Below are 13279 nucleotides of genomic sequence, written 5' to 3' on the forward strand. Positions count from 1 at the left end.
CGATATATGAGCATCAGAGCCGATGAAATCAGTTCGCTGCTGAAGCAGCAGATTGCAGGCTATGAATCTGAAATGGAAGTAAATGATGTCGGTACCGTCATCCGTGTCGGGGACGGGATCGCCGTTGCTCACGGCCTGGAGAACGTTATGGCCGGAGAACTGCTCGAGTTTTCCAATGGTGTCATGGGTATGGCCCAGAACCTCGAGGAGAACAACGTAGGTATTATCATTCTCGGACCGTATGTTGATATTCGTGAAGGAGACGAAGTCAAACGTACAGGACGAATCATGGAAGTACCGGTAGGGGAAGAGCTCCTCGGACGCGTTGTAAACCCGCTCGGTCAGCCGCTTGACGGCAAAGGCCCGGTAGCAACATCTAAAACACGTCCGATTGAAAGCGCTGCTCCTGGTGTTATGGACCGTAAGTCTGTACATGAGCCGCTTCAGACGGGCGTAAAAGCAATCGATTCCCTCATTCCGATCGGCCGCGGCCAGCGTGAGCTGATCATCGGGGACCGTCAGACTGGTAAAACAGCGATTGCCATGGATACGATCATCAACCAGAAAGAAGAGGACATGATCTGTATTTATGTCGCAATTGGTCAGAAGGAATCAACGGTTGCAGGCGTGGTAGAAACACTTCGCCAGCACGGCGCACTCGATTACACGATCGTCGTCACAGCAAGTGCTTCCCAGCCGGCACCGCTTCTTTACCTCGCGCCGTACGCCGGGGTTTCCATGGGTGAAGAATTCATGTACAACGGCAAGCACGTGCTTGTTATTTACGATGACCTCACGAAGCAGGCAGCAGCCTACCGTGAGCTTTCCCTCCTGCTCCGCCGCCCGCCGGGTCGTGAAGCATTCCCAGGGGACGTTTTCTATCTTCACTCTCGTCTGCTTGAGCGTGCTGCAAAGCTCAGCGACGACAAAGGAGCAGGCTCTCTGACTGCACTGCCGTTCATTGAAACACAGGCAGGCGATATCGGAGCCTACATTCCGACAAACGTGATCTCGATCACGGACGGTCAGATCTTCCTGCAGTCCAACCTCTTCTTCTCCGGGGTACGCCCGGCCGTTGACGCAGGTCTTTCCGTTTCACGTGTAGGTGGTTCCGCCCAGATTAAGGCGATGAAGAAGGTAGCCGGTACACTCCGTCTCGACCTTGCCTCTTACCGTGAGCTTGAAGCTTTCGCTCAGTTCGGTTCCGACCTCGATGCCTCGACAAAGTCGAAGCTCGACCGCGGTGCCCGTACGGTAGAAGTGCTCAAGCAGGGCCTCAACCAGCCGCTTCCGGTTGAAAAGCAGGTCTTCATTCTATTCGCACTGACGCGAGGACATCTCGACGACATCGAGGTGGAAGATGTACGCCGCTTTGAAGCGGAGCTGTACACGTTCCTCGAGCACAATAAAAAAGATCTTCTGTCTCACATCAAGGACACCGGCGCGCTCGCAGATGACGAAGCGATGACAGGTGCGATTGACGAATTCAAGAAGACGTTCCAGTCCTCAAACTAATGTAAAGACAGCGGGGGAGGCATTCCTCCCCGGCTTTTCCGCAGTAAAGGTGGTGAAGAACGTTGGCATCTCTGAAGGATATTAAAACACGGATCGGCTCCACGAAAAAGACGAAGCAGATTACGAAAGCCATGGAAATGGTCTCCGCTGCCAAGCTTAATCGTGCCCAGGGGAAAGCTGAACAGTTTCAGCCGTACCAGTCGAAAATCCGTGAGGTAGTCGCAAGCATCGCCAAGGGCTCCGAAGACGTGTCCCACCCGATGCTTCAGGAGAGACAGGAAATCCGCAAAACCGGCTACATTGTCATCACGTCCGACCGCGGACTTTGCGGCGCGTACAACAGCGGACTTCTCCGTGAAACGTACCAGCTGATCCAGGAGCGTCATAACTCCGAGGATGAGTACGGTCTCGTTGTCATCGGAAAAGTCGGCCGCGACTTCTTTAAGAAGCGCAACATGCCGATTGTCCAGGAAATCGTCGGTCTCGCTGACCAGCCGGAATATGCGGAGATTAAAAATATAGCGGAAACAACGGTGCAGATGTTTACCGATGAAGTGTTTGACGAAGTGTTCATTCACTACAACCACTTTATCAGTGCGATCAGCCAGAAGGTAACAGAAGCGAAGCTGCTTCCGCTGACAAGCCTTGTAGAGGAGGCTGAGGAGCCGAAAGAGGAATCTTCCGGACGCCTTTCCTACCTGTACGAGCCGGATGCCGAAACGATTCTCGAAAAGCTGCTCCCGCACTACGCAGAAAGCCTGATTTACGGCTCCCTGCTTGATGCAAAGGCCAGTGAGTTCGGCGCCCGAATGTCCGCAATGCGCTCTGCAACGGATAACGCAGACAACCGCATCAGCGAACTGACACTCAGCTACAACCGCGCCCGTCAGGCAGCGATCACGCAGGAAATCAACGAGATCGTCGGCGGAGCCGCAGCACAAAGCTAAGACAGCTAAGGTGGAGGAGGAAAGACCATGATGAAAGGACGCGTCACGCAGGTTACCGGTCCGGTAGTAGACGTTCAGTTTGAACGAGGCCACCTGCCTGAAATTTATAACGCCATCACGATTTCCGAGCAGGCGCAGACAGAAGGCGAAGTCAGCATTGAACTGACGCTGGAAGTTGCGCTGCACCTCGGAGACGATACAGTCCGCACGGTTGCGATGTCCTCTACAGACGGACTCGTCCGCGGAACAGAAGTACTCGACACGGGAAGAGCCATTTCCGTACCAGTCGGGGACGCTACGCTCGGCCGCGTCTTCAACGTACTCGGTGAAAACATCGACCTCGATGAAGAAATCGCAGCAGACGTACCGCGCAACCCGATTCACCGTCAAGCTCCTGCTTACGATGAGCTACAGACGGAAACGGTAATTCTTGAAACAGGTATCAAAGTCGTTGACCTGCTTGCCCCATACGTAAAGGGTGGTAAGATCGGTCTGTTCGGCGGTGCCGGAGTAGGGAAGACCGTTCTGATCCAGGAGCTTATCAACAACATCGCTCAGGAGCACGAAGGTATTTCCGTATTTGCCGGCGTAGGGGAGCGTACCCGTGAAGGGAACGACCTCTACTTCGAAATGAAGGATTCCGGCGTTATCAACCAGACGGCGATGGTTTTCGGCCAGATGAACGAGCCGCCGGGTGCACGTATGCGTGTAGCCCTGACCGGTCTCACAATGGCAGAGCATTTCCGTGATAACGAAGGAAAAGACGTACTGCTCTTTATCGACAACATCTTCCGCTTTACTCAAGCCGGTATGGAAGTATCCGCCCTCCTTGGACGTATGCCTTCCGCGGTAGGGTATCAGCCGACACTCTCTACGGAGATGGGTCAGCTGCAGGAGCGAATCACGTCGACGAAGAAAGGTTCTGTTACATCGATCCAGGCGATCTACGTCCCTGCCGATGACTACACAGACCCTGCACCAGCAACGACGTTCGCACACCTTGATGCAACGACGAACCTGGAGCGTAAGCTTTCCGAGATGGGTATTTACCCGGCGGTGGATCCACTCGCATCGACGTCCCGAGCACTTTCCCCGGAAATCGTCGGCGACGAGCACTATGCGGTGGCACGTGAAGTTCAGGAAACGCTGCAAAAGTACAAGGAGCTTCAGGATATTATCGCAATCCTCGGTATGGACGAGCTGTCTGAAGAAGACAAGCTGACTGTATCCCGTGCGCGCCGTATCCAGTTCTTCCTGTCGCAGAACTTCCACGTAGCCGAGCAGTTCACCGGGCAGAAAGGTTCTTACGTACCGGTTAAAGAAACAATTAAAGGCTTCCAGGAAATCCTCGAAGGTAAGTATGACGATATTCCGGAAGATGCCTTCCGTCTCGTCGGCCGTATCGAAGAGGTTGTCGAAAAAGCGAAGCAGATGTCCTAATACACGGCCTCACGTCCGGCACGAGCTGCCGGCACGATGCCATCAGCAAATCGAAGCGCCCGCTTCTGCTTAACGGCAGAAGGCGGCCTTTCGAGAAGGAGGGTGACCGGTGAGTACGATGCAAGCGAACGTCGTCACTCCAGACGGCACCGTATTTGACGGAGAAGTGAACATGATCAGCGTGAGAACGATCGAAGGCGAGCTCGGCATCCTGCCGCGCCACCTTCCGCTCGTGACTCCGCTCGATATCGGACCAGTCCGCCTCAAGCAGGATGGCAAGGTCCAGCTCATCGCACTGAGCGGCGGCTTCATGGAAGTCCGCGGCGATGAGGTCAACGTGCTTGCTGAATCCGCAGAGCTGCCGTCTGACATTGATATTACCCGGGCCCGCGCCGCGAAGGAACGCGCCGAGCGCCGACTCCAAGAGGCGAAAAAGGAAAACATTGATTTCCGCCGCGCCGAGCTGGCATTAAAGCGCGCGTTGAACCGACTCGACGTCGCCCAGGGTTAAAAAGAAGACCGGACGCCTTACCAGGTGTCCGGTTTTTTAGGCTGTTGAAAAAGTCTATTAGCTGCCATGTTTATTCGTTTAGTTGTATTTCCTCTCTGTTTACCGGAGGAAACTTGCCGTGGGCTGGTCTTCAGCTATTTCTCAGGGTGACCCTCGTATGCGTTGATGCCGTTAGCAGATCTGAACGGCACGGAATCTTCAGGCTGCGCGGCTTCCACGGGCACGCCGGACACATCGGGAAAACGGCTCTGATTCTTAGAGAATAATGTCATAATAGGCAGACGCGACTATTTTATAACTTTTATCATGAATTCTGGGAAGTACTAGCACTCCTATTCAACATCGAAACGTCTCATTAGGAAGGTTCTATCTGTATGGAAGCCGATTGTGCAGTCATAACCAGGCATTTGAAACGCACAGCCAGCTGCCGACATCGAAGGACCTCGACTCCTGGAGGATCAGAACGTGGCGAAGATCCAGCGCTTCCGAAAGCAGGAGGAAGCGGTTAGCGTGTGCCCGTTCCCTCCGGAAAGCGAGTGTCCGCAGATACAGGCAGATTCAACGTTATTCACCTATAATCATGCTATCAACACTCTGAAAACCGGACGCCTTACCAGGTGTCCGGTTTTTTCTATGCGCTGGGATATGATAACTTGCCCTGGAGAATGATAACTTCATGAGAGGAAATGAAAAGATTTTCTGTATAGCGAACGCCGAATGATAACCGTAATACGTTTCCCGTCCAGATTGAAAAGTTTGAGCCTCCAAATGATAAGATTACAGCTCCGTTTAATAAGTTCAACGCCGGAAATAATAACTTTCCGGCAAAGCAGCGGGCGCTGAGATTCGCCAGAAGAATAACCGCTGACCGTCCCCTTCCCCTGTGAAAGAAAATATTCCAAACTTCCCGTAAAATATCCGATAAAGTGAAACGTCTCGAACCATAACTCGTCTAATGAGATGCAGAATCAGGATGAAACGCTTCCTTTGCCTCATACAGCGGCTTCTTTCAGCAAATATTACATTTTAATAACAAAAAGAGGGTTAAATTTGCTGGAAATAGTGAATGAGAGTATTAAGTGCTTTTTAGGCAAAATAGCGCTGTTTTCTGGCTTTTCTGTGCAACTATCAGCAAAATTGGTAAATGTGTCCGAAAATCGTTCCAAATACCTAGCATTTTCTCGCGATTTATGCTTATAAGCGGTTTTCGCCAAGACATTTTTTCGTTATGATAGAGGTTGTGCCAGTCTGGGGTTCGTGCAGACTTTCACAAGAAAACGCACAGCAGAGCGTATTCGGAGGGTATGAGATGATGTTTGAATCACTGGGACAGCAGTCACTGTTCAGCATTTTAATCAGTCTGATGGTGCTTGTCATCGTCTGGTGGTGTATCCAGTCCTTTCGATTTGATGTGTTTGTCAAAGATCCTGACGGGATCAAAGTGAAAACATTGATGATTCTTACGACGCTTGCACTGACCCATCTGGTAACCGGATTTATTCTGAACTACCTGAACTGGGCAACATCCCTGCGCTATATGTTTTGACCGGCCGACTTGAGACCCGTACATATAAACGTACGGCACCATCATGAACCGGGGAGCATGCCGGCTGCATCAGCTACTATGATGCCGGAACAATGCATTGTTGTACAGGGGTACAGCATTGCTCAAACAACGCGCAGAAAAAAATCAGCTTTAAAATGAACCAGACACTGTCTTTAAACGTTGTAATTAATAAGAAGCGACACGACTACCAGTTGTAAAACGCAACATGGATACGGAGGGGAAAGCATTGGAAAAAATTATTGTACAAGGCGGCCAGCGTCTGAGCGGTTCCGTGCGAATTGAAGGAGCCAAAAACGCTGTACTGCCGGTTATCGCAGCATCCATTCTTGCCAGCAAGGGAACGAGCAACATTTACGACGTTCCGGCACTTGCAGATGTGTATACGATCAGTGAGGTGCTCCGCAATCTGAACGCTGATGTCGACTATAATGGAACGAACCACATTCAGGTAAACGCAGAACGCGACCTCGCAGTGGAAGCACCGTTTGAATACGTGCGGAAAATGCGCGCATCCTTTCTCGTTATGGGGCCGCTTCTCGCACGTGAAGGCCACGCCCGCATTGCACTTCCAGGCGGATGCGCAATCGGATCCCGTCCAATTGACCAGCATCTGAAAGGCTTCGAAGCAATGGGAGCGGAAGTGGAAATCGGCAATGGTTTCATTGAAGCGAAAGTGGACGGACGACTCAAAGGCGACAAAGTGTACCTTGACTTCCCCAGCGTTGGCGCAACGGAAAACATCATGATGGCAGCTTCTATGGCTGAGGGCACGACGATCATTGAAAACGCAGCAGAAGAGCCGGAAATTGTCTGCCTTGCGACGTACCTGAACGCGATGGGAGCAAAGGTTCGCGGTGCAGGAACAGGCACGATCCGGATTGACGGGGTAGAAGAACTTCACGGAGCGAATCATACGATCATTCCGGACCGTATCGAAGCAGGAACGTACATGGCAGCCGCTGCTATCACAGGCGGCAACGTGCTGATCGAAAACGTTCTGCCGGAACACCTTCGTCCGGTCATTGCAAAGATGACAGAGATGGGGGTTCACATCGAAGAAGAAGGAACCGGTCTTCGCGTGATCGGACCGGATAAGCTGAAGGCAGTCGACATTAAAACAATGCCGCATCCGGGCTTCCCGACTGATATGCAGTCGCAGATGATGGCGATGATGCTGATCGCAGAAGGCAACAGCGTGATCACGGAAACGGTATTTGAGAACCGCTTCATGCACGTGGAAGAATTCCGCCGCATGAACGGAGATATTAAAATCGAAGGCCGTACGTCAATCGTAAACGGACCGGTTGCGCTGCAGGGAGCAGAAGTAGCCTCTACGGACCTCCGCGCAGGTGCTGCACTCGTTCTCACAGGTTTGGTCGCAGAAGGCCGGACGCGCGTGACGGAGCTGAAGCATATCGACCGCGGCTACGTTGGCTTTACGGAAAAGCTTCTCGCTCTCGGTGCAGACATTGAACGAGTGGGAGACATGGAAGAAGTACAGGAAGAAGCAGCGGCTACGGTTGAAGCGTCAGAGGAAACGGTCAGTTTTAAGGCGTAATATCATTCATACCGCACTTATTCTTTAGAGCCCGGGCCAGGTGCCCGGGCTTTTCATTTCCCCGGAAATATTGCCAGGAACAGCACAAAAAGAGCCAGACGAGGTGCATCACCTCCGTCTGGCTTCTTTTTCGTGCGTTTACATGCGATCCTGCAGCTTTTTCGCGATGTCATAGAAATAATCAACGTCATAGCCTGGTGCGAATTCTTCTGTCTTCGCTTCGAAGTCCGGCTTTTCGCCACCCTCCGGCATGCCAATTTCCACTTCCAGCGGCTTGCCGTCATCCGGATGGTTCCCGACCCAGATTTTATCGATGTCGCGGTAGTCATCCGGGCTGAACGTAAACAGCTTACGATGAAGTCCCTGCATTTCAAATGCCTCGGCTTCTGCATATTTACTGTTGTCGAGATCCGGGATCGGCATCATCTTCTTCACGTCTACGCCGGTCAGCTCTTCAAGGGCTTTTGCGTAAGCGAGCGTATGCACACCGCCGCGTACGAGCAGGTAGCCAATCATTTCCCGCGCGACCGGGTGGCTCGTCATCTCATACACGCGCATTTTATGTGTACGGGCTCCGCACTCCAGGAAGAAGTTGTGGAGAAGGTCCAGCACGAGCGTGCCGCTGTTAAATACGTAGTCACCCTGCCAGGGAATGTTCATGGAGTTTCCGGGAATGCTGGTCTGTGCGTTAACGATAAAGTGGTGGAGGTTCGGCCCGTCAAGGCCGTTTGCGAGCGGAGCATCCGGGTCCGGACTATCATCCGTCGCGCCTTCCATGAGAGAGTTAATCGTTGCGGAAACGAGCTCTACGTGTCCGAGCTCCTCACCGGAAATACTGCTGATCAAATCATAAAACGGCTTCAGCTTCTTTTTGCGCCGGAAGTTAAAGGACTGAGTCATGTAGTTCATCAAAGTCGACATTTCGCCAAAACGTCCGCCCATCAGTTCCTGAACGGCTGCCGCGGCTTTCGGGTCTGCTTTGTCTGGCATCGGAAGATCAATTTGCAGCTTGTCAAAACGTTGGAACATTGTCTTCACTCCTTTATAGGTTATCAAACACGAACGGTTTACTAGTACCCGATCTTTCATATAAATAACGAAATTTTCTGAAAATCCATCTTTTGGCATAGGTGCCAATTCCAATACAGGCAGCTGCAGACGGAACAAAAGACCCGGGTATTTTCGGTAAAAGAAATAGCTGTCGATTCCCGTCTTATGGTAAAATGATAGAATGAGCGGATTTGTGTGCCTGCATACACGTCCTGTCTATAGAGCGGGAGTACATATTTATTAGGAGGCTTAGCTACATGTTTGGACGAGATATCGGGATCGATTTAGGAACTGCTAACGTATTAATACATGTGAAAGGCCGGGGCATCGTTCTCGATGAACCGTCCGTCGTTGCAATTGAAACCGGTTCCGGGCAGGTGCTCGCAGTCGGAGAAGAAGCATTTAACATGGTAGGCCGCACGCCTGGAAACATTGTCGCGATTCGTCCGTTAAAAGACGGTGTTATCGCGGATTTTGATACGACAGAAGCGATGCTGCGCCACTTTTTGCAAAAAATTAACATGCGTGGCTGGTTTTCCAAGCCGCGGATTTTAATCTGCTGTCCGACAAACATCACTTCGGTCGAGCAGAAGGCGATCCGGGAGGCTGCTGAAAAAAGCGGCGGCAAGCAGATTTATATGGAAGCAGAACCGAAAGTAGCCGCAGTCGGCGCCGGGATGGACATCTGGCAGCCAAGCGGAAACATGGTCGTCGATATCGGAGGCGGTACGACGGATGTAGCGGTGCTGTCAATGGGGGATATCGTCACAGCGGAATCGATCCGCGTAGCAGGCGACCGTTTCGATCAGGACATTTTAACTCACATTAAGAAGAAGCATAAGCTCATGATCGGGGAGCGCACGGCAGAGCTGATTAAAAAAGAAATCGGCACCGTTTCCCCGCAGGGACGCGATGGAGATATGGAAATCCGCGGCCGTGACATGGTCACCGGGCTTCCGAAAACGATTATGGTTACAGCGCAGGAAGTAAAACAGGCGATGTCAGAATCCGTTTCCCACATCGTTCAGGCAGCAAGAACGGTCCTGGAAATTACACCGCCTGAACTTTCTGCCGATATTATAGACAGAGGGATCACGATCACAGGCGGAGGAGCCTATTTGCACGGCATCGATGAGCTGCTGAGTGATGAGCTGCTCGTACCGGTTTTTGTCGCAGAGGAGCCAATGCAGTGTGTCGCAAAAGGCACCGGAATTTTACTTGAGAACCTCGATAAAGTCCGCCGCAACCGCTGATCCAATAAGGAGGAATCTGTCACGATGCTAAGAGGACTTTACACGGCGGGGGCCGGGATGATTGCCCAGCAGCGCCGCCAGGAAATGCTGACCAATAACATGGCCAATGCCGAAACGCCCGGATATAAAGCCGATCAGGCTTCGATGCGGACATTCCCGAACATGCTTCTCGAAGCAAGAGGAGGAAACGGCCCGCACGGCCAGATCGGAGCGCTCTCAACCGGCGTATATATGCAGGAACGAACGCCGAATTTCCGGCAGGGTGACGTGCAGGAAACGGGAAACAGCCTCGATGTGGCGCTGCTTGAAGGAGCGCTTCCAGAAGGAGCTGCGCTTATGTTCGAAACAGTGTCGGAAGATGGGGCACGCTATACGCGGAGCGGCAGCTTTACGGTTGATGCAGAAGGGTTTCTAACGACTCCTTCCGGTCACTACATTCTCGATACGGACGGAAATGAAATAGAAGCCAGCAGCGAACAGATCACAGTGACGCCCGAAGGCCATGTGCTCGATGCGGATGAAAATGAGATCGCACAGCTGAGTATCGTGGTGATTCCGGAGGCGGCCCAGCTCGTCAAAGAAGGCGAGGGACTGTTTGCGTATGAAGGGGAAGAAGCAGCTGTGACCGCGGTCGGGAACGAGGAAGCACCGTACACGCTCGAACAGGGCTTCATTGAACGGTCCAACGTCGACTCAAGACAGACGATGACGGAAATGATGAACACGATGCGAACGTTTGAAGCAAATCAAAAAATGCTGCAGGCCTATGATCAGAGCCTGGAGCGCGCCGTTAACGACATCGGCCGCGTTCAGTAGCGAAAGGCAGGGATTTCATGAACCAGTCGATGATAAATTCAGCGGTGACGATGGGACAGGTCCAGTACAAGCTGGACAACGTCGGTCATAACCTGGCAAACGCCGACACGACCGGCTTTAAGCGCAGAGATACTTCCTTTGCCGATCTGATGTTCCGCCAGGTGCAAAATCAGCGCGTCGGTCCGTATGAAGAAGGGCGGGATACTCCTGCAGGCATCAGACGCGGCAGCGGAGCCGGTGTCGCTCAGACGGCCATTCGCTTTGAGCAGGGAACGCTTCAGCAGACAGGCAGGGATCTGGATGCGGCCATTACCGAACCAGGGTTTTTCTTTGAGCTTGCAGCAGCTGAAGACGGCACGCGCCGATTTACGCGGGACGGCGCGTTTTACCTGAGTCCGGCGGAAGACGGAACGAATCAGCTCGTGAATGGAGAAGGCGAGTATATTCTCGGAGCAGACGGAGCTCCTGCAGCGATTCCTGAAAACTATGCCGGGTTGCGGATTGATGAAACGGGTGGTATCTTTGTAACGGATGAAGATGGCACAGAAATCGCAGCTGGTGCCCTGCAGACAGTCGAAATCACAAAACCGCAGCTGCTGGAACAGCAGGGCGGAGGCATCGTTTCTTTCCCGGATTTAGAGGAGCTTGGGGCAGCTGAAGCGGACGTTCTGGCTGACGGAAACGGGGCACAGGTCGTCCAGCAGCAGGCGCTTGAAATGGCAAACGTCGATACGGCAAAGCAAATGAGTGATATGGTTGCCGCGCAGCGCCACTATCAGTTCAACGCGAGTGCTGCAAACATGACCGATCAGATGATGGGAATGGTCACGAACCTGCGTTAACAGGAACAGCTTGAAAGACAGGGAGCATCGATACGTATGAATGATGAAACCAAATACCGCACGTCCAGCGGAAAAGAGGAAGAACAGCACGATAAGCCGGCAGAGCCTGCGGCGAAAGAGAAAAAGCAGCGAAGCGGATGGTTCTGGCGGCCGATCCGCTGGGTGCCGATCTGGCTGCGTATCGTGCTCGCACTCGTTTTAATTGCCGTATCCGGCGTGGTCGGTGCGATGATCGGCTATACGATCATCGGCGAAGGGACCGATCCGATGGAGATTTTTGAGCCGGAAACGTGGCAGCATATTTATGATATTATTTACGGAGACACAGAGGGTGACGGCGGCAGCTGACACCCTTTTATGCGTCTAATGAACCGAAAGGATGGATACAGATGCTTTCAACAGAAGAAATCAAAGAAATTATTCCGCACCGCTACCCTTTTCTGCTTATCGACCGGATTCTGGAGGTCGAAGAAGGAAAACGGGCAGTCGGCCTGAAAAACGTTACCGCTAACGAGGAATTTTTTAACGGTCATTTTCCGGACTATCCGGTGATGCCCGGCGTACTCATCATTGAAGCGCTCGCTCAGGTCGGAGCGGTAGCTATTTTAAAGAAAGAAGAAAACCGCGGCAAGCTGGCCTTCTTTGCAGGGATCGACAGCTGCCGGTTTAAAGGACAGGTAAAGCCGGGTGATCAGCTGGAGCTGGAAGTCGAAATCACACGGCTGCGCGGGCCGGTCGGCAAAGGAAAAGCCCAGGCTAAAGTAGACGGTAAGCTCGTTGCAGAAGCAGAGCTTATGTTTGCGTTAGGAGACAGCTGAATAAACGTGACAGAAGCCGGGGAGCCATCCCCCGGCTTTTTGCGTGCTGCTTAACAACCGTCGAAGGAAGAAAGTCCGGTAAACGGAATCCGGAGAAACGTATCGTAAACCGAACACAAACGAGGAGGAAAGCAGGCAAAAATGGGAAACGAGACTGGCTGGAAGAGCACCTGTTCCCGCTTTCCTGAGACTTTGGTACTTTATGAGAGGAATGTGGGAGATTGTCCAATCCCGGTTAGATACGTTTTACAGAAGGGAGGGAAGGTAATAGACAGAACAGAGCGCTCGGGAGAGAAGAACCGGCGCCTGTGATAAAAAATGCAATTATTCCAAGGAGGAATTTATAATGAAGAAGAAAATGATGATCAGTGCACTATCCAGTATGTTCGTAATCGGTACACTCGCAGCGTGCGGAGACAACGCTGAGAACGACCCAGCCAACGATCCTGCCGGCAACAACAATGGCATGGAAAACAACGGCATGGAGAACGACATGGAAGATGACGGCATGGACAATGACATGGATAACAACATGGAAGACAATGGCATGGAAGATGATGCTGAAGATAACATGGAAAATGACGGTATGAATGATGATATGGAAAATGATATGAACAATGACGGTATGGAAAATGATGACATTAATGACGACATGGACAATGATATGGATGACGACATGAATGATGATATGGACGATGACATGAACGACGATATGAACGATGAGGACAACGAAGATTACTAAAATCGAGTCCTTCCTAAGAAAATGAGGGAACGCATATGAAGCTTGTGTCTTTTGTATCCTTTGCTGCAGCAGCTCTGCTTACTCTGGCTGCCTGTGGTGACGGAGCCGAAAATCTGGAGTCGGAAAACGTCAATGAAGATCCGATGATTGATGACGATGCTGACATGAACGAAGGTCTCAACGAACCGGTCAATGAAGCAGACGAAACATGATGATTCAT

The 13279-nt window shown here is 51.9% G+C and carries 14 protein-coding genes; 13 read left to right on the forward strand and 1 reads right to left on the reverse strand.

Annotated elements, in window-relative coordinates:
- Positions 1 to 6: 6 nt before the first annotated feature.
- The 6 genes from atpA to murA all read left to right on the forward strand — a co-directional run bounded on the left by atpA (position 7) and on the right by murA (position 7538).
- A complete protein-coding gene (gene atpA, locus HCN83_RS07375) occupies positions 7 to 1515 on the forward strand; it encodes a F0F1 ATP synthase subunit alpha (protein ID WP_168005921.1) in 1509 nt (502 codons plus the stop codon).
- Between the two features lie 62 nt (positions 1516 to 1577).
- Positions 1578 to 2462, forward strand: a complete 885-nt coding sequence (gene atpG / locus HCN83_RS07380; protein ID WP_168005923.1) for an ATP synthase F1 subunit gamma — start codon at positions 1578 to 1580, stop codon at positions 2460 to 2462.
- 27 nt (positions 2463 to 2489) lie between these two features.
- Positions 2490 to 3902 (forward strand): F0F1 ATP synthase subunit beta, encoded by a 1413-nt coding sequence (gene atpD / locus HCN83_RS07385; RefSeq protein WP_168005925.1) that lies wholly within the window; start codon positions 2490 to 2492, stop codon positions 3900 to 3902.
- Between the two features lie 118 nt (positions 3903 to 4020).
- Positions 4021 to 4413, forward strand: a complete 393-nt coding sequence (locus HCN83_RS07390; RefSeq protein WP_168006024.1) for a F0F1 ATP synthase subunit epsilon — start codon at positions 4021 to 4023, stop codon at positions 4411 to 4413.
- A gap of 1312 nt (positions 4414 to 5725) precedes the next feature.
- Complete coding sequence (locus tag HCN83_RS07395) at positions 5726 to 5959, forward strand: DUF1146 family protein (protein ID WP_168005926.1); 234 nt, start codon at positions 5726 to 5728, stop codon at positions 5957 to 5959.
- 247 nt (positions 5960 to 6206) lie between these two features.
- On the forward strand, positions 6207 to 7538 hold the full coding sequence (gene murA, locus HCN83_RS07400; RefSeq protein WP_168005927.1) for a UDP-N-acetylglucosamine 1-carboxyvinyltransferase: 1332 nt from the start codon (positions 6207 to 6209) through the stop codon (positions 7536 to 7538).
- Positions 7539 to 7676: 138 nt separating this feature from the next.
- On the opposite strand, the gene HCN83_RS07405 is transcribed toward murA, so the two are convergent.
- A complete protein-coding gene (locus tag HCN83_RS07405; RefSeq protein ID WP_168005928.1) occupies positions 7677 to 8567 on the reverse strand; it encodes a manganese catalase family protein in 891 nt (296 codons plus the stop codon).
- Positions 8568 to 8845: 278 nt separating this feature from the next.
- Between HCN83_RS07405 and HCN83_RS07410 the strand changes: the two genes are divergently transcribed.
- The 7 genes from HCN83_RS07410 to HCN83_RS07440 all read left to right on the forward strand — a co-directional run bounded on the left by HCN83_RS07410 (position 8846) and on the right by HCN83_RS07440 (position 13271).
- Entirely contained in the window at positions 8846 to 9841 is a 996-nt protein-coding gene (locus HCN83_RS07410) for a rod shape-determining protein (RefSeq protein ID WP_168005929.1), read from the forward strand.
- 24 nt (positions 9842 to 9865) lie between these two features.
- Entirely contained in the window at positions 9866 to 10657 is a 792-nt protein-coding gene (locus tag HCN83_RS07415; protein ID WP_168005930.1) for a flagellar hook-basal body protein, read from the forward strand.
- Between the two features lie 29 nt (positions 10658 to 10686).
- Positions 10687 to 11499, forward strand: coding sequence for a flagellar hook-basal body protein (locus HCN83_RS07420; protein WP_246238138.1), 813 nt, complete (start codon positions 10687 to 10689; stop codon positions 11497 to 11499).
- A gap of 36 nt (positions 11500 to 11535) precedes the next feature.
- A complete protein-coding gene (locus HCN83_RS07425; RefSeq protein ID WP_168005932.1) occupies positions 11536 to 11847 on the forward strand; it encodes a DNA-directed RNA polymerase subunit beta in 312 nt (103 codons plus the stop codon).
- Positions 11848 to 11888: 41 nt separating this feature from the next.
- On the forward strand, positions 11889 to 12317 hold the full coding sequence (fabZ, locus tag HCN83_RS07430; RefSeq protein WP_168005933.1) for a 3-hydroxyacyl-ACP dehydratase FabZ: 429 nt from the start codon (positions 11889 to 11891) through the stop codon (positions 12315 to 12317).
- A gap of 346 nt (positions 12318 to 12663) precedes the next feature.
- Positions 12664 to 13059, forward strand: a complete 396-nt coding sequence (locus HCN83_RS07435) for a hypothetical protein (RefSeq protein WP_168005935.1) — start codon at positions 12664 to 12666, stop codon at positions 13057 to 13059.
- 35 nt (positions 13060 to 13094) lie between these two features.
- Positions 13095 to 13271 (forward strand): hypothetical protein, encoded by a 177-nt coding sequence (locus tag HCN83_RS07440; protein ID WP_168005936.1) that lies wholly within the window; start codon positions 13095 to 13097, stop codon positions 13269 to 13271.
- Positions 13272 to 13279: the final 8 nt, after the last annotated feature.

This window comes from Alkalicoccus luteus, from assembly GCF_012034335.1.
GTDB classification, from domain to species: domain Bacteria; phylum Bacillota; class Bacilli; order Bacillales; family Salisediminibacteriaceae; genus Alkalicoccus; species Alkalicoccus luteus_A.

Bases quoted from the DNA above. Each gene is read 5' to 3' on its own strand.
- HCN83_RS07420 (WP_246238138.1), top strand. From the start codon at position 10,687: ATGATAAATTCAGCGGTGACGATGGGACAGGTCCAGTACAAGCTGGAC.
- HCN83_RS07415 (WP_168005930.1), top strand. From the start codon at position 9,866: ATGCTAAGAGGACTTTACACGGCGGGGGCCGGGATGATTGCCCAGCAG.
- HCN83_RS07440 (WP_168005936.1), top strand. From the start codon at position 13,095: ATGAAGCTTGTGTCTTTTGTATCCTTTGCTGCAGCAGCTCTGCTTACT.
- atpA (WP_168005921.1), top strand. From the start codon at position 7: ATGAGCATCAGAGCCGATGAAATCAGTTCGCTGCTGAAGCAGCAGATT.
- HCN83_RS07425 (WP_168005932.1), top strand. From the start codon at position 11,536: ATGAATGATGAAACCAAATACCGCACGTCCAGCGGAAAAGAGGAAGAA.
- fabZ (WP_168005933.1), top strand. From the start codon at position 11,889: ATGCTTTCAACAGAAGAAATCAAAGAAATTATTCCGCACCGCTACCCT.
- atpD (WP_168005925.1), top strand. From the start codon at position 2,490: ATGATGAAAGGACGCGTCACGCAGGTTACCGGTCCGGTAGTAGACGTT.
- HCN83_RS07395 (WP_168005926.1), top strand. From the start codon at position 5,726: ATGTTTGAATCACTGGGACAGCAGTCACTGTTCAGCATTTTAATCAGT.
- HCN83_RS07435 (WP_168005935.1), top strand. From the start codon at position 12,664: ATGAAGAAGAAAATGATGATCAGTGCACTATCCAGTATGTTCGTAATC.
- HCN83_RS07410 (WP_168005929.1), top strand. From the start codon at position 8,846: ATGTTTGGACGAGATATCGGGATCGATTTAGGAACTGCTAACGTATTA.
- HCN83_RS07390 (WP_168006024.1), top strand. From the start codon at position 4,021: ATGCAAGCGAACGTCGTCACTCCAGACGGCACCGTATTTGACGGAGAA.
- HCN83_RS07405 (WP_168005928.1), bottom strand. From the start codon at position 8,567: ATGTTCCAACGTTTTGACAAGCTGCAAATTGATCTTCCGATGCCAGAC.